Below are 16,867 nucleotides of genomic sequence, written 5' to 3' on the forward strand. Positions count from 1 at the left end.
GGATGGAAAAATGATTAACTGGAGGGTCCGTTTTAAAAACAGAAGCTGGGTTGTGGCCTTTCTGGCCCAACTAATGATTGTGGCTCAGATGATGTTAGGTGGGTTAAATGCATTAGGGATTACAGATTTTCAATTAACAGATGCCATTCAACAATCCATATTAACGTTCGTTAATGCATTATTTATTTTACTTTCGATGATCGGGCTGGTTCAAGACCCAACGACGAAAGGTATGAGTGACAGCGAACGAGCAAAAAGCTACAAAGAACCAAACTAATATAGAAACAAGAGTCAGCTTAGTATTCCACAATAATGGGAGCTAAGCTGATTTTTGTTGAATTATGTAAATAAAAGGGGATTGAAATTTCTGAATTGTATATTCAACAGAAGGTATAATAAAGATGGGTTATTAAAATTAAGAGAGTATTAACCTGAAGCGGAGGTTCTTGATATGTGGTATTGGATTGGTATGGCAGCAATTATATACATCCTATTTATTATTCTTGAGGAATCCATTTATTTACTTTGGAATCGGTATGTTTATGGTCCAAAAGTAAGAAAAGCAAGAATTTGGAATAATAGAATCATATTAGGAACGGCCTTTTTAATTCGTTTACATTTAAAGGAGATACGACAAAAATCTGTAAATAAAGCTAATTCCCATTAGTTGAAAATGAAGATAATAAAAAAATTGCCTTTTCCAAGTGGAAAGGCAATTTTTTTTATGCAATAACAGCGGAATGACTTTTGGAAAGAGAAGGATCTTGTACCACTGGCAAGGTAATGTTCACTGTAGTACCGCATCCCAGCTCACTATCAAAATTAATATGACCGTTATGGGACTGGACAATTTTATAACTGACTGTTAAGCCTAAGCCTGTCCCTTTTTCCTTGGAGGAATAGAAGGGCTCTCCGATCTTTTCTAAACGTTCCTTTGAAATACCGCATCCATTATCTTTCACAGTGATCGCTATTTTATCAAGTTCTATTTGCTCAAGACTTATCGATATTTTACTGTCATGATTGGAGGCTTCGATTGAGTTCTTGATTAAATTAATAAATAACTGTTTTAACTGATTGGGCTCACATTCTAGAATAATATCTTCTTTTGGAAAATTAGATTCAATTTGTACATTGTAAAGGGACGCTTCAACTGCTAATAACGAAATAACATCATTTAAGATCCTTTGTATGGCTAATTTCGAATATTTTAAATGCTGTGGTTTAGCTAATAACAAAAGTTCGCCAACAATGTGATTAATTCGATTTAATTCATCTAACATGATCTGGTAATAATCTTGGTGCTTATCATCTTCCATTTGCAATAACTGTACAAATCCTTTTAATGAAGTAAGTGGATTTCTAATCTCGTGGGCTACACTCGCAGATAATTCACCGACTACAGATAACTTTTCTGTTCTATTCAATCGTTCCTCTGTTTGCCTTAGTGTCGTAATATCACGTCCGATAATGACTAAACCTTCTCTTGTTCCATCTTCATGAAACAGCGGAACTTTTATCGTATCAAAAATTTTCGATGTTCCATCAGGACGCGGCACAATTTCTTCACAGCGTGTAATATCACCCTTAACCCATGTTTCCTCATCTGATACCTCGCAGTACCTGAGTGCATCGGCGTAGAACTCCGTGTATTCTGCTAATTCCGAGTCTTTTTTACCAAAATAATCGACATTTTCAAGTTGGAATAATTTCAGACCAAAGTCATTGGCTTGAATCCATCTGCCTTCTCCATCTTTGAAATTTACAAAATCCACCATTGAATTAATCAGGGTATATAAACGTTTTTCTTGCTCTTTGGTTGTATCAAGTTCTTCTTTTTTTAGGATGAAAAAATAAAAAATTCCACCCGTTACGAGAATATAAAATATTTCTTTCCCTCGTTCAAAATAATTATCAAAACGTGATGGGATATAATGAGTCAATACATAATTGCTAGCGTAAATCCAAATCAAACTGGTAATTAGGTATAGGAATACTAATTTGGTTTTATTCATTTCTTTCTCCTATCCTCTCTAGGAAGGAAAGTTTTCCTAGAATTTTACAAATAAAAAGAGTCACATATACTATATTACTAAAGTTTGACGCGTTTTGGAATATCTGAAAACTGGAAATCACCATAACTATAATAAAAAGGTTACAAATTGGTAACAACTTATCAAAAAAGTGGTTACCGCTGTGTAACCCTTTTTTTATGTAAAAAAAGTATGATGTAAACGAAGATGAACATAGTACGCAGCTGAACCTTAAAATTTTAAGGGATGGGAGAGATGAACGTTGGAAGCAATTTTTAATGATTTGTATAAGAAATATCATTATGAACTTTTTAATTTTCTTTTTTATATGGTTCAAAGCAAAGAGCATGCAGAGGACCTTGTCCAAGAAGTGTATATTCGTGTTTTAAAATCATACCAGCATTTTAAAGGGGAAAGCAGTGAGAAAACTTGGCTGATCGCAATCGCAAGAAATGTTGCGATTGATTTCTTTCGAAAGCAGAAAGGATTAAACCAGCGCATGATAAACAAGGTTGAGTTCATAGATCTTCCGATAAAAGATGAATCACCGTTACCAGAAGAAATCATTTTTCAATCAGAAGATAAGAAACTTATGTATCACTGCCTAGAGAAATGCACACTTGATCAAAAGAGTGTAATTATCCTGCGTTATATACAGGAATTGTCTATACTTGAGACCGCAGAAGTACTAGGCTGGAAGGAAAGCAAAGTGAAGACAACACAGCACCGAGCCATTAAGCAATTAAAGATCTATATGAATGAGAAAATACGGCAGGAAAAAGCGAGTTAATGTGTTTATACCAAACAATTTTCTAAATATACTAAAAAAAACTTTTCTAAGTTTTTACGGAGCTGTAAAATAATAGTAGCTATGTATTTTAGTAAATTGTGAGGAATGCAGGATGACTGAAGCTAAGATTTTAGTAGTTGAGGATGAAATACCTATTCGTAAGTTAATCGTATTTAACCTTCAAAGGTCTAATTACGAGGTACTCGAAGCGGGGGACGGGAAAGAAGCAATTGAGCTTGTTCATGACCAGTCCCCCTCTTTGGTGTTGTTAGACTTAATGCTTCCGGATATGGATGGATTTGAGATTTGTACAAAACTTAGAGAAAGTCATCCAGAATTGCCCATTGTTATTGTATCAGCACGAGGACAGGATATGGAAAAGATTATGGGATTAGAGCTGGGGGCGGATGATTATATTGTAAAACCGTTTAACCCTTTAGAATTAGTTGCCAGAATCCGTTCTGTACTTAGGAGAACTAGTCAAACAATCTCAAAACCAGCAGCAACTGAGATACGTACAGGTCCATTTGTATTAGACATGAAAACACAGCGTCTATATAAATCAGGTCAGTTAATTAAGTTGACTGCTAGAGAGTATCAATTAGTAAAGTTGTTTTTTGACCGATTTAATGAGCCTGTCACAAGAGATGAACTTTTAGATGAAATTTGGGGAATTAACTATTTTGGTGACCCCAAAACCGTTGATGTCCACATTAGAAGGTTACGGGAGAAAATTGAAGTTGATCCGTCAAATCCAATACATCTAAAAACAATCTGGGGCTTCGGTTATTGCTTTCAAGAGAGCGAGACATAGGAATGAAAAAAGGAATTAAAAGAAGAGTAGTGTGGAGTTATTTGCTGTTAATCATTTTCAGTGTAGCTTTGTTTGAAGCCGTGATTCTTTTTGCACTCAGGCTTTATTATATGGATGGCATGAAACAAGCGTTACGTGATCAAGGAACGATGTTTTCTTCTTTCTATGAACAGGAAATAATTGACGATCGTTTAAAGATTGATGCGGGAATTATGCTCCATCAATATAATTTCTTAATTGATGCTCAAGTGCAATTAGTAGATGAAAAGGGTCTTATTTTAGCTGATACTCATGAAAGCACAGATCGGAATGTAGGTAAATTTGAAGATGTAGAAAATGCTTTAATGGGTTCGACTGGATATTTAGACACTGTCCTTGAAGGGGAAAGAGTATTAATTGTAACACAGCCTTTAAAAAGAGGGAGTACTGTGATTGGTGTAATACGATTTACCTCTTCGCTCGAGAAGGTAAATGATATCTACTTTCAAAATACACTCATATTATTACTTTTTGGCGGGGTTGTTATTTTGGCTGCAGCCATTATGAGTCTATTCTTAGCCAATACCATTACCAAGCCAGTAAGTGTCATAACGGCTGCGGCTGAACAATTGGCATCTGGTAAACTCTCGACACGAATTCCAAAGGAAAAAGATGATGAAATTGGTAAATTAGCAGATACGTTAAATTATATGGCTAAGGAAATTGAAAAAAATGAACATCTTAAGAATGAATTTATTGCTTCCGTTTCTCATGAGCTTCGAACACCATTAACTTCTATTAAAGGATGGGCTGTTACTTTACAATCGATGTCCGAAGATGACTTCTTTCGAGATGGTTTAGAGATTATTTCAACGGAAAGTGACCGGCTTAATGGATTGCTAAATGAGTTATTGGATTTTTCTAGTCTATCATCAGGAAGAATGCCATTAGTCTTTGACAAAGTCTCATTACCATCTTTAATTCAACAGGCTGTTCAGCAATTAGAGCCTCGAGGTGCAAGGCAGGGCTTGAAAATACTGACCAAAATTGATAAAAGTGTTGAGGAAATTAATGCTGACTATAATCGTTTAAAGCAAGTGTTGATTAACCTGCTTGATAATGCGTTAAAGTTTACTCCAAGCGGAGGTTTCATTACTATTACACTGTTTTTTGATAAGAAAGAAGCAGTAATCAGCATTCATGATAATGGTGTGGGTATTTCAGAATCTGACCTTAAGTATGTAAAGGATAAATTTTATAAAGGGAAATCTCAGGCAAGCGGAAGTGGATTGGGACTTGCAATTGTGGATGAAATCATACAGGCGCATCATGGCCGTTTTTCTTTGAATAGTAAAGAGGGCAGTGGAACGACAGCGGAAATACGCCTGCCCCTGTGTTGAAATTGTTAGTGTGGAGTGATGGCATGAGAGGGAAGCACAATAAAGCCGCTTTGATTATTATAATCAGTATGTTCGTACTTAGCGGCTGCAATTTATTTCCTGCTCCGGAAAGTTTAATTAAAGCACCAAAACAGGTGAAAGCTGCGAATCCGGCACAAGACTTAGTATCTATTGCTAAAAGAAATTTACCAAAGGGTTCAAAGCTTTCAGTTCCCGCTGGTCCTGTAGGTGTTGATTCTGTTATTAATATTGATCTTAATGGAGATGAAAACGAAGAAGCGCTCGTATTGTACAGGTCGATAGGAAGTGAAAATCAGGTAGGAGCATTCGCTTTGGAAAAAGGGGAAGATGGCTGGAGTAAAATATTTATTACCAAAGGTGCTGGTACAGAAATTGATTGGGCGTACGCTTGTGATATTATGGGTGATCGACGTAAGGAAATATTACTTGGCTGGCAGACGGAAGGGTCTAGTGAAAATGTCCTTGAAATTTACTATTGGATGAACGATAAACTGACAAAATTAAAGGAAATAACCTATAACGAAATTGAAGCAATTGAAATTGAAGAGGAGGAAAAGGTGAGGCTGGCCATTTGGAAGCGTGATATGGCTGACGCATATAAAGTTGATTTGTTAACGTGGAAAGGTGATTCTGTTGTTGCAGATGTGAACTACTATCCTACCTATTTCCAAGAAGTTATTGCCTACTATCAACGAAGAATTTCAGAGGTGCCGGATGCAGCTTATTACTGGTATTATTTAGCGGATGCACAGGTAAAAGCCAAACTTCCTGAACAGGCCATTCATGCAATTGACAAGGGCTTGAATTTGAAGTCCGTTGTACCGACAAAAGGCTACTTCCAACAATTAAGAATGCAAGCTGAGAAGATGCTTCCAAAGGAAAGTTTTCCAACTGTGATCTCCAAAAATGATATTAGCAGATATAGGAGTATAGAGGAAGAACTGGCTATTCAAAAGGTAAGAGAAGCAGCAAGGCAATATTGGTATGTAATAGGCGGTGGAGAATATCCAAATGGAAAAATAGAAACCGTAAGTGTTAATAATAATGAATATCGGTATCTTGGAAGAGATTTGGATACACAATCGAAATTGGTGAACTATTTATCAAGTTCCTTCACAGCTAGTGCTATCAATTCATTTATGGAAAAGAAAACAATCTTCGAGTTCTTTGGGAAACTGATCCAGCCTAACGTAGACGGTGGATCACTCTTAAACTATGATCGAGCTGAAGTTGTTCAAAAGAAGGATAAGGGAAATGAGATGGAAATTGATTTAAAAGTCCCTGTTGGCGATACAAATTCCTTTGAATTTGTGCATATTAGCTTCCAAAAGACAGAAAATGGCTGGCGGATATTTTCGGAACCTGGGACATTTTAGAAGTGAGCAGCAAGGTTGCAATCCAACTTGCTGCTTATTTTGTTCAAATTTGAAGAGGAGAAAATTGTAATAGGAAGAAAAAGCTTGTTTTATCTGAAAGTTCAGAATAAAATTAGATTAACATACCAACCGGTAAGTATGTTTCCGGTTTTGCCTGCATAATATCTTTAAGAGGCTAGTATGACTAAATTCTACTAATAAGGATGGTGTGAAAGGTATGTATCTGCGTCTGACAGATGAACAAAAAATGGTTCAATCGACAATTAGAAGATTTGTTGAAAAAGAATTAATTCCACTAGAAAATGATGTTTTAAGAAATGAAAGAGAAGGGAAACCGAGCCTGCCCCTAGAAGTACTAAAGGAGCTTCAATTAAAAGCAAAAGAAGCAGGTTTCTGGGGTATCAATACACCTGAAGAGTATGGCGGAGCTGATTTAGGGCAAATGATGATGGCTATTGTACTTATGGAGGTTTCAAAAACGTTTGTACCATTTAGTTTTGGAGGTTCTGCAGATAACATCCTGTATTACGGGAACGAAGAACAAAAGAAAAAATACCTGCTCCCTACCATTAATGGTGAGAAGAAATCATGCTTTGCCATGACAGAGCCTGGTGCTGGTTCTGATACTAGAAACATCAAGATGAAAGCCGTAAAAGAAGGAAATCACTGGGTGTTAAATGGCGAGAAGACCTTTATTACCGGCGGGAATGAAGCGGACTTTGTTATGGCTATTGCAATTACAGATAAAGAATTGCACCAATCCAGCCAAGGACGGGAAGGTGTTACCTGCTTTATTGTTGACCGGGATATGGGCTGGAAGTCAGAATATATACATACGATGGGAGAATGGGGTCCAGCTGGTCTAGTCTTTGAAAATGTTCGAGTACCAAAAGAGAATATACTTGGTGAATTACACAAAGGTTATAATCTTGGATTAGAATGGATCGGATTTGCTAGATGGGTGGTCGGTGCCAGGGCGGTTGGAGCAGCAGAGCGGCTATTGCAGATGGCGATTGACTATTCAAAAGAAAGGATTACCTTTGGAAAACCTATCGCAGAAAGACAAGCAATTCAATGGCAGATTGCTGATTCAGCAGTAGAAATTGAAGCAGCAAAATGGCTGGTATTAAATGCGGCTTTCACTCTTGATAACGGTGAGGATAACCGTCACTTAGCTTCAATCGCGAAGCTTTATGGTGCAAATATGGGGAATAATGTGGTAGACCGTGTCCTTCAAATTCATGGCGGCATGGGCTATACAAGAGAACTGCCTATCGAACGATGGTACCGAGAAGCAAGACTTTGGAGAATTTACGATGGTACGGACGAAATTCAGCGAATGATTATTGCACGAAATTTAATTAAGGGACATGTAAAGGTTGGTCAATACGTATAATACTATTTGTAAGCGCTATCCTAGTGGATTGCTAGAATTCAAGATTATGAAATTGATAAGTTTGGGAGGATAAAGAAATGGCAGGCAGATTTACAGGGAGAGTGGCATTTGTAACAGGTGGCAGCCGGGGGATTGGAAAAGGAATTGTTGAACGTTTTGCCGAAGAAGGAGCCAAGGTAGCCTTTATTGATTTAAATGAAGAAGCTTTAGTAGAAACAACAAAGGAACTAAGAGAAAAGGGATATGAAGTTTTTTCAAAGGTCGCAAACGTGGTAAATGCCGTTGAAGTGGAGGGCGCCTTTAAAGAGGCATATGAAGCACTTGGCGGGTTAGATATCCTGGTTAATAATGCAGGAGTTATCCGTGATAATCTTTTATTTAAAATGACTGATTCTGACTGGCAAATGGTCATGGATGTTCATTTAAAAGGATCCTTTAATGCTGCAAGAGCAGCGCAAAAATACATGGTTGAAAATAAATATGGAAGAATCATTAATATTTCCTCAACTTCAGCATTAGGAAATCGCGGCCAGGCAAATTACGCTGCCGCAAAAGCGGGATTACAAGGATTCACTAAGACACTAGCGATTGAGCTTGGAAGATATGGTATAACTGCAAACTCTGTTGCACCAGGATTTATTGAAACAGAAATGACTAGGGAAACGGCTGCTAGAATCGGAGTTTCATTTGAGCAATTAATCCAGGCGAGTGTTGCCAATATTCCTGTTGGCAGAAGTGGTAAGCCTGAAGATATTGCTAATGCTGTAGCGTTTTTTGCTGATGAAAAATCTTCCTTTGTTAATGGCCAGGTTATTTATGTTGCAGGCGGACCAAAGAATTAATCATGAAGAGAGGCGAAGATCAATTGTTCAGTAAACAAGTTGGGAAACGTTCCACAAAAGTAAAAAACGTTGTGGAAAGAGGAGCTGTGAAGAAATTTGCAGAGGCAATCGGAGACCTTCACCCTATATATTTTGATGAAGAAACAGGTAGAAACTCAAGATTCCGAAACAATATTGCTCCGCCGACATTTCCGAGGACTTTTGACTATGGAGTGATCGAAGGATTAAGACTTCCTGAAAAAGGCTTAATACATGGGGAACAGACTTTTCATTACCAACGGCCGTTATTGGCAGGAGAAGAGATTTTATGTTACTCCGAAGTGAAAAAGTACTTTGAGAAAAAAGGGAAATTTGGCGAAATGGGTTTTCTTGTTTTAGAAAGCTTTGGCGAAGATTTAGCAGGTAATACCATTTTTAGTTCCACCTCGACCGTGGTTATTTCTGAAGCTGTGAGGAAGGTGCTGACAAAATGAGTACACTTACACAATTACAAGTTGGTGAATCGGTTAAAGAGATTCAGTTAGAGCCTGTTTCCAGAATCGATTTAATTAAATATGCCGGTGCCTCAGGAGATTTCAATCCGATTCATACCATTGATGAAGAAGCAAAAAGTGCTGGCCTGCCTGGAATCATCGCACATGGTATGTGGACAATGGGAAATCTTGCTAAGCTGTTTACGCCGTATTTTGAAGAAGGTTTTGTTAAGGATTATTCCATCCGCTTTAAAGGAATGGTTTTTTTAAATGATGTCATTACCTTAAAAGCTGCTTTGAAGGAGAGAGAGGAACAAAATCTCCGTTTCCAGGTTCTGGCCGTAAACCAGAATGGGAATGAAGTATTAAAAGGTGAGGTTTTGTTTACCCAATATTAAATTCTAATTGACCCAGCCATAGAGATTTCTTTTTCTTAAGGCTGGGTTTTGTTGCTATCTTACTTAATAAAGTGTGGTGTTACGAATGAACTTTGAATTAGAAGAAGATATTTTATTATTAAAACAAAATGTTCGTGATTTCATTCAAACTGAAGTAGAAGCCGTTGCGATGCAAATAGAGGAAGAAAATCAAATTCCAGATAAAATCATTCAACTATCTAGGGAAATGGGTCTATTTGGATTAAGTATCCCTGAAGAGTATGGCGGATTGGGTATTGGTATGGTCGGGAAATGCGCGTTATATGAAGAAATCGGGCAAACACATAATGGATACACAACGTTAATTGGTGCTCATACAGGAATTGGTACGGTAGGAATTGTGGAGATGGGAACTGAACTGCAGAAGCGCAAGTATCTGCCTTCAATGGCTAGTGGTGAAAAACTTGGAGCATTTGCGCTAACTGAGCCTGAAGCCGGTTCCAATGCAGCCAATTTAAAGACAGTTGCTGTCCGAAAAGGAAATAAATATATTATTAATGGTTTAAAACATTATATTACAAATGCAACAGAAGCAAGTGTATTTACGGTCATGGCAGTGACTGATCCAAGTAAAGGGGCAAAAGGGATTACTTCATTCATTGTTGATAAGGATTTTCCTGGTTTTACCATTGGAGCGGTGGAGCGGAAAATGGGGCTTCGAGGTTCTCATACAGGAGAGTTAGTCTTTCTAGATTGTGAGGTTCCAGTTGAAAATGTACTTGGTGCAGAAGGTCAGGGTTATGTGAATGCATTAAAAATACTAGCTAATGGCAGGGCAGGTCTAGCATCTAGAAACCTAGGATCCTGTCAAAAACTGCTAGACATGTCTGTGTTGTATGCGAAAGAACGAGTTCAATTTGGGACCCCAATTATTAAGCACCAGGCTGTAAGCCATATGTTAGCTGAAATGGCAGTTGAGATAGAGGCTCTTCGTTCTTTTACGTACCGTGTTGCGTGGATGGTGGACCAGGGAAAAAAGGTCATTAAAGAAGCGGCGATGTTAAAGCTTTATGGCTCAGAAGTGTATAACAGGGTTGCTGATAAAGCGGTTCAAATTCATGGCGGACTAGGGTATATTGCTGATTATCCAGTTGAGCGCTATTACCGGGATGCGAGAATTACGAGAATCTATGAAGGAACCTCTGAGATTCAGAAAAACATAATTGCCTCACAATTAGATATTGAGTATAGTTCTTCGGAGTGACAGTTGAGAATTCATAATATAGGTGATGAATCGACAAGCTTCCGATTGGCTGCCATTTTTTTTGGTGAATGATAGATATTGAATATTATAAAAATTTTGGATATTATGTCTTTAGTTACATACTAACTAGTTAGTATGTAACTTCTAATAGATTAGTTGCACATAGGAGGAAAAGTATATGCATGTGAAGGAGTTATTCAATCTAAGAGGTAAAGTAGCCATTGTAACTGGCGGTGGAAGGGGACTGGGTCAGCAAATTGCTGAGGGTTTTGCCGAAGCAGGTGCCAGCGTGGTAGTTTGTTCAAGAAGTTTTGAGGCATGTCAGGAAGTAAGTGAAGAGTTAAAGAAAAAGGGTGTAGACAGCCTTGCATTAAAATGTGATGTTACCAATCCTGAAGATGTAAAGAAGGTAGTAGAAACCACTATGGACAGATTTGGGAGGATTGATATCCTCGTAAATAATAGTGGTGCTTCCTGGGGAGCACTAGCAGAAGACATGCCGCTTGAGGCTTGGAAAAAAGTGATGGATGTCAATGTTACAGGAACCTTCATTATGTCACAGGCTGTTGGTCGAGTAATGCTAGAGCAGAAATCTGGAAAAATTATCAATATAGCCTCTGTTGCAGGCTTAACAGGCAGTAACCCTAAATATATGAATGCGATTGGGTACAACACATCTAAAGGAGCAGTAATCACCTTTACGAAGGATTTAGCGGTTAAATGGGGTCCCTCAGGAATCAATGTAAATGCGATAGCCCCTGGATTTTTCCCTACGAAAATGACAAAAGGTCTGCTAGAGAAAGTTGGTGAAGGGATCTTAGAAGGTACACCATTGCGAAGGTTTGGTTCGGATCATGATTTAAAAGGAGTTGCTGTATTCCTAGCAGCACCGGCTTCTGATTTTATAACCGGGGACATTGTCGTTGTTGACGGCGGCGCCAACGCGATGTAGGGTGATTCATAAAACTTCATGTTTTTTTAAAATGACAGCGTTTACAGTCTAATTGCTTTACGATTAAAGATTCCTTAGTTAGGAGATACAGCTGTTATTCTCTACACATCCGGTACTACTGGTAATCCAAAAGGAGTTCTTTTTACCCAGGTGCAATTGTAAGGGAAGAGGAATTAATCGGTTATTGTCAGGAGCATTTAGCAAAAAACAAAACTCCTCGGAGAATTGTTTTTCTAAAGTCTCTTCCGCGGAACGGTGTCGGAAAGATTTTAAAAACACATTTGCGCAACACTGTGGCCGAACAAGAGATAAAGTAAAGTTTACTAGGAGGTCAAACATGATAGAGAGAAAAATATTAACTACAAGTAAAAGAGGTTTATTAGAAGATTCATTCCCGTATCGTTTATATCAAAAGGCGAAAAAATTAGGAACCTGGAACCCTGCAGACATTGATTTTAGTCAGGACGCTAGAGATTGGAAAAGCCTCAATTATGAACAAAAAGAAGATATACTTCGTTTGATTTCCCAATTCCAAGCAGGAGAAGAAGCTGTGACGCTGGATTTACTTCCGCTAATCATGACAATCGCAAAAGAAGGACGTCTTGAAGAGGAAATGTTCTTAACTACATTCTTATATGAAGAAGCTAAGCATACAGAGTTTTTCCGGCTTGTATTAAATGCCATCGGCGAAAGAGGGGACTTATCCCATTTCCATACAGATACGTATAAAAAAATCTTCTATGAAATCCTCCCAACTACGATGGAACGTCTTGTGACCGACCAATCTCCAGAAGCCATTGCAGAAGCCTCCGTAGTTTATAACATGTTTGTTGAAGGCGTGTTAGCAGAAACAGGTTATTATTCCTTTTACCAAGCGTTAGAGACGGCTAATATCATGCCTGGGCTTTTAGAAGGCATTGGAAATTTGAAAAAGGATGAGTCTCGTCATATTGGCTATGGCACATTCCTGCTCCAACGATTAATTTGTGAACACCCTCATCTCTTTGATTTTGTTGCAGCGAAAATGACTGAACTTACTCCTTTATCTCTTAGATTAAATGAGGAAGGAATAGCTGGAAGGGAGGTAAGTGCATTCGGCGGTGATCCAGCATTGGTTATGGATTTCACCCTAAAACAGCTTTCAGTTCGAATGGAAATTCTAGCTCGAGCAAAAGGCAAAAAAATCGAAGAGATTTATAGATTTTCAGAAAGTGAATTAGGTGTTTTATAAAAAGGAGGAGCGAAAAATGACAGTAAAAACGGATGTTCAAATTTTTCCACTTTTTATTAATGGAAAGTGGGAACAGGCTGGCAATCAAGAAACCTTTGATGTATTTAATCCTGCAACAGGCGAACTTGTTGCAAAGGTTGCAAAAGGGACAGCGGCAGATGTCGATCGTGCAGTAACTGCTGCAAGAGAGGCATTTGATAATACTGAGTGGAAAAGCATGAATCCGAAGGACCGTGCCAAAGTACTATATGCGATATCCTATCAAATTGCTGAGCACGCAGAGGAATTAGCGTATTTAGAAGCCATTAGTTCAGGTGGAACCGTACGCCGGATAGGCAATAGTGATATTTTGCAAATGGTTGATTTATTTCAAACACTTGCCAATTTCACGTTAGAATATCCATTTTCAGAAACCTTGCCAGTACCGCCATTTCCTGGACCAGCACATAATTTTGTCTGGCGTGAGCCAATCGGGGTTTGTGCAGCGATTACACCATGGAATCTGCCGATGGTTATTGCGACTTGGAAAATCGCTCCGGCGTTGGCCATGGGAAATACTGTGGTTATCAAGCCAGCAAGCTATACTCCACTTTCAACGCTAAAGCTGGCTGAGATTATCTCAAAGGAAGTTCCACCTGGGGTCATTAACGTTGTAACAGGACCTGGTGCAGAAATTGGAGAAGCATTGGTTCAACATCATAAGGTTGATAAGGTTGCCTTTACGGGATCAACAGAAGTGGGCAGGAGAATCATGAACTTGGCTTCAGAAACGATAAAAAATACAACCTTAGAGCTTGGGGGAAAATCACCAAACATTCTTTTGGAAGATGCAGACCTCAGTATTGCCCTTCCAGGCAGTCTGTTTGGGGTGTTCTTACATTCAGGTCAGCTTTGTGAAAGCGGAACTAGACTATTTGTTCCTGATTCCTTATATGATCAAGTGGTTGCAGGACTTGTCGCATTAACTAGTAAGTTAATGCTCGGAAACCCGCTGGATCCTTCAACGGATGTAGGTCCTGTTATTTCAAAAAAACAAAAAGAAACCATACTTTCTTATATTGAGGCTGGTAAACAAGAAGGTGCCACGTTAGTATGTGGTGGAAAAGAAGCAAAGGTCGCGGGCTGTGAAGATGGCTATTTTGTTGAACCAACCATTTTCACCAATGTGACAAACGATATGAGAATTGCACAGGAAGAAATCTTTGGACCTGTGTTATGTGTAATTCGTTATTCTGAATTAGATGAAGCGATTAAGATGGCAAATGATACGATATATGGTTTGGCAGCAGGTGTGTGGACTCGAGATGTTAATAAAGCATATAAAGTTGCAAGAAAGCTTCAGGCCGGTGTGGTCTGGATTAACGATTGGCATATGCTTAGAAGCGATGCCCCATTTGGCGGTTACAAGCAAAGCGGTATTGGCAGAGAAATGGGTCAGCAATCTCTTGACGCCTATACACAAACAAAGCATGTACACACATCGATGTCACCAGAGCTTGAAAGACGGAACTGGTATGGAATTCTGTTTGGCCAAAACTAATGAAGAGGTGAAGAAAATATGAAAACTTCCTTATCACAGTTTATGCTTCGTACAGGAATTTACAGCGGATCGAATTCAAGAGCGATGGTACCAAGCTTGTTTAGCGGCCTCGGTGCAAAGCGCGTTGTTCTTTTAAGCGACAGAGGATTAGAAAAGGCAGGTGTCGTAAAGCAGGCAGCAGAAATATTTAATTTAACAGGTCATGGCAGTGGACCACAGCTGGTTGGTCAATACCTGGATATTACACAGGATGCAGAAAGCCGCTGTATTAATGATGCTGTTTCTTATGTAAAAGAAGTAGGTGGAGATGCCCTGCTGGCAGTTGGGGGCGGAAGTGTTTTAGATACTGTTAAAGGGGTTAAATATGCACTCCATAAGGGGTTAGCGGATATAAAGGACGCGATCCCAGGCGGCCTTTTATACGAACAATTTCCAAAAGCAAACTTTATCCCGATTCCACATATTGCGATTCCGACCACAGCAGGAACAGGATCTGAGGTTTCCCCAATTGCTGTTATTTTTAATGAAGATATTCAAATGAAAACAAATATAATAAACCCGTTCATTAATGCGGATATCGCTATTCTTGATCCTGATTTAACGGTTGGACTGCCTCCTTTTATCACGGCATTTACCGGGTTTGATGCATTAACTCATGCCATTGAAGCATTTGCCTCGCCTGCGGCGACCGCGCTGACTGATGCTTATGCACTGCATGCGATTCGTTTAATAGAAAAAAATCTTCCGCTGGCAGTGTCTGATGGAACGAATATAGGTGCCAGGATGGATTTACTCCAAGCGAGCCTAATGGGTATTACAGCCTTTAGTTTTGCTTTGAATGCTATTCCAGTGCATAATTTGGCACATGCCTATGGTGCATTGTTCCGGATTCCACATGGATTGGCAAATGCCGTATTCCTGCCGGTGGTCATGGAAATGGTTCCTTCATTATATCTGCCGAAAGCGAAAGAACTTGCCTCTGCATTGAATGTTGATGTAAAGGGAGTTAGTGCTGAAGGTGCATTAACAAAGGTCGTAGAAAAGATTCGTTTACTGCAGCATAAGGTCGGCCTTCCTGCTGACTTTAAGCAGTTTAACATTACAGAAGAAAATCTGGTGCAGACTATTCCTGCGGTAATGAAGGATCCAGCAGCACTAAGCTTCCCAATGCCTAAGGAATTGATTGCAGCCATTGGGCAAAGAGTTGTACCAATTGGGGTAAAATAAAAATCATTGTCTGACATGTTCAGGGCACCCTATAAATAGGATGCCCTGTTCTTATTTTATATCTGCATTTTATTTTTTTTTTGAATACTCGTAAAGATTCATATATAATTTTCGTTAGGGTCATTCTCAGTAATGGAGTTTGTCTACATATTTTAATATGATTAGGAGTTTTAACAATGGAAAAAGTACTTATTTTTGGTCACAAAAACCCTGACACAGATACGATTTGTTCTGCAATTGCTTACGCAGATTTGAAGGTACAACTTGGAATGGATGTTGAACCAGTCCGTTTAGGCAGTGTAAATGGTGAAACTCAATATGCATTGGATACTTTTAATGTGGGTGTTCCACGCCTAGTTGAAAATGTCGCTGCTGAAGTAAATTCTGTTATTTTAGTCGATCACAATGAGCGTCAGCAGAGTGCTAATGATATAAATGATGTTCGTGTTTTAGAAGTAATTGATCACCACCGTATTGCGAATTTTGAAACAAGCGATCCATTGTATTACCGTTGTGAGCCTGTAGGATGTACGGCAACTATTCTAAATAAAATGTATAAAGAAAATGGAAAAGAAATTAAAAAGGAAATCGCCGGTCTAATGCTATCCGCTATTATTTCTGACTCCTTACTTTTTAAATCACCGACTTGCACAGAACAAGATGTAGCAGCTGCAAAAGAATTAGCTGAAATTGCAGGCGTGGATGCAGAGGAGTATGGTTTAGAAATGCTAAAAGCTGGAGCTGATTTAAGTGAAAAGACCATCGAACAACTAATTTCACTTGATGCAAAAGAATTTGAAATGGGCTCTAGTAAAGTCGAAATCGCTCAAGTAAACGCAGTCGATACGGCTGAGGTACTAGCACGCCAAGAGGAATTAGAAGCTGCTATTTCAAAGATTATCAATGAAAAGAACTTGGATTTATTCTTATTTGTAGTAACGGATATCTTAACCAATGACTCTGTAGGTTTAGCATTGGGAGGTAAAACTAGTGCAGTTGAAAAAGCGTATAATGTTACCCTGGAAAATAACACGGCCGTTTTAAAGGGTGTTGTATCTCGTAAGAAACAGATTGTTCCTGTGTTAACGGATATTTTTAACCAAGGTATTTAATAAAATAAACCGTCCTCTTTTTTATGGACGGTTTGTTTTT

18 protein-coding genes are annotated in these 16,867 nt (G+C 38.6%); 17 read left to right on the forward strand and 1 reads right to left on the reverse strand.

Going from position 1 to position 16,867, the window contains the following annotated elements:
- The first annotated feature begins 10 nt into the window (after positions 1-10).
- A complete protein-coding gene (locus SFC47_RS04860; RefSeq protein ID WP_411253109.1) occupies positions 11-277 on the forward strand; it encodes a phage holin in 267 nt (88 codons plus the stop codon).
- 174 nt (positions 278-451) lie between these two features.
- On the forward strand, positions 452-667 hold the full coding sequence (locus tag SFC47_RS04865) for a hypothetical protein (RefSeq protein ID WP_411253110.1): 216 nt from the start codon (positions 452-454) through the stop codon (positions 665-667).
- Positions 668-722: 55 nt separating this feature from the next.
- Here the strand turns inward: SFC47_RS04865 and SFC47_RS04870 are convergent, their stop codons facing one another.
- Positions 723-2,015, reverse strand: a complete 1,293-nt coding sequence (locus SFC47_RS04870) for an ATP-binding protein (protein ID WP_411253111.1) — start codon at positions 2,013-2,015, stop codon at positions 723-725.
- 280 nt (positions 2,016-2,295) lie between these two features.
- On the opposite strand from SFC47_RS04870, the gene sigX reads away from it, so the two are divergent.
- From sigX to SFC47_RS04945, 15 genes are all read left to right on the forward strand, one after another.
- Entirely contained in the window at positions 2,296-2,823 is a 528-nt protein-coding gene (sigX, locus tag SFC47_RS04875) for an RNA polymerase sigma factor SigX (protein WP_411253112.1), read from the forward strand.
- A gap of 112 nt (positions 2,824-2,935) precedes the next feature.
- Positions 2,936-3,637 (forward strand): response regulator transcription factor, encoded by a 702-nt coding sequence (locus SFC47_RS04880; protein ID WP_411253113.1) that lies wholly within the window; start codon positions 2,936-2,938, stop codon positions 3,635-3,637.
- 2 nt (positions 3,638-3,639) lie between these two features.
- Positions 3,640-5,016, forward strand: coding sequence for a sensor histidine kinase (locus tag SFC47_RS04885; RefSeq protein WP_411253114.1), 1,377 nt, complete (start codon positions 3,640-3,642; stop codon positions 5,014-5,016).
- Entirely contained in the window at positions 5,010-6,413 is a 1,404-nt protein-coding gene (locus tag SFC47_RS04890) for a DL-endopeptidase inhibitor IseA family protein (protein WP_411253115.1), read from the forward strand. Before SFC47_RS04885 ends, SFC47_RS04890 begins: the two co-directional genes overlap by 7 nt.
- A 217-nt stretch (positions 6,414-6,630) precedes the next feature.
- Positions 6,631-7,809, forward strand: a complete 1,179-nt coding sequence (locus tag SFC47_RS04895) for an acyl-CoA dehydrogenase family protein (RefSeq protein ID WP_411253116.1) — start codon at positions 6,631-6,633, stop codon at positions 7,807-7,809.
- Between the two features lie 77 nt (positions 7,810-7,886).
- Positions 7,887-8,651, forward strand: coding sequence for a 3-oxoacyl-ACP reductase FabG (gene fabG / locus SFC47_RS04900; RefSeq protein WP_411253117.1), 765 nt, complete (start codon positions 7,887-7,889; stop codon positions 8,649-8,651).
- A 2-nt stretch (positions 8,652-8,653) separates the two neighbouring features.
- Positions 8,654-9,124: a MaoC family dehydratase N-terminal domain-containing protein gene (locus SFC47_RS04905; protein WP_411253118.1), complete on the forward strand. Its 471-nt coding sequence runs from the start codon at positions 8,654-8,656 to the stop codon at positions 9,122-9,124.
- Positions 9,121-9,522, forward strand: coding sequence for a MaoC/PaaZ C-terminal domain-containing protein (locus SFC47_RS04910; protein WP_411253119.1), 402 nt, complete (start codon positions 9,121-9,123; stop codon positions 9,520-9,522). Before SFC47_RS04905 ends, SFC47_RS04910 begins: the two co-directional genes overlap by 4 nt.
- A gap of 85 nt (positions 9,523-9,607) precedes the next feature.
- Positions 9,608-10,765, forward strand: coding sequence for an acyl-CoA dehydrogenase family protein (locus tag SFC47_RS04915; protein WP_411253120.1), 1,158 nt, complete (start codon positions 9,608-9,610; stop codon positions 10,763-10,765).
- Between the two features lie 178 nt (positions 10,766-10,943).
- On the forward strand, positions 10,944-11,717 hold the full coding sequence (locus SFC47_RS04920) for an SDR family oxidoreductase (protein ID WP_411253121.1): 774 nt from the start codon (positions 10,944-10,946) through the stop codon (positions 11,715-11,717).
- Positions 11,718-11,813: 96 nt separating this feature from the next.
- Positions 11,814-11,879, forward strand: coding sequence for an AMP-binding protein (locus SFC47_RS04925; RefSeq protein ID WP_411253626.1), 66 nt, complete (start codon positions 11,814-11,816; stop codon positions 11,877-11,879).
- Positions 11,880-11,901: 22 nt separating this feature from the next.
- A complete protein-coding gene (locus SFC47_RS04930; protein WP_411253122.1) occupies positions 11,902-12,948 on the forward strand; it encodes a R2-like ligand-binding oxidase in 1,047 nt (348 codons plus the stop codon).
- Between the two features lie 16 nt (positions 12,949-12,964).
- Complete coding sequence (locus SFC47_RS04935; protein WP_411253123.1) at positions 12,965-14,488, forward strand: aldehyde dehydrogenase family protein; 1,524 nt, start codon at positions 12,965-12,967, stop codon at positions 14,486-14,488.
- Between the two features lie 18 nt (positions 14,489-14,506).
- Positions 14,507-15,715 (forward strand): iron-containing alcohol dehydrogenase, encoded by a 1,209-nt coding sequence (locus tag SFC47_RS04940; RefSeq protein WP_411253124.1) that lies wholly within the window; start codon positions 14,507-14,509, stop codon positions 15,713-15,715.
- Between the two features lie 176 nt (positions 15,716-15,891).
- Complete coding sequence (locus SFC47_RS04945; RefSeq protein ID WP_411253125.1) at positions 15,892-16,827, forward strand: manganese-dependent inorganic pyrophosphatase; 936 nt, start codon at positions 15,892-15,894, stop codon at positions 16,825-16,827.
- Positions 16,828-16,867: the final 40 nt, after the last annotated feature.

The sequence above is a fragment of the Neobacillus niacini genome (assembly GCF_046591715.1).
Classification (GTDB): Bacteria; Bacillota; Bacilli; order Bacillales; family Cytobacillaceae; genus Neobacillus; species Neobacillus niacini_L.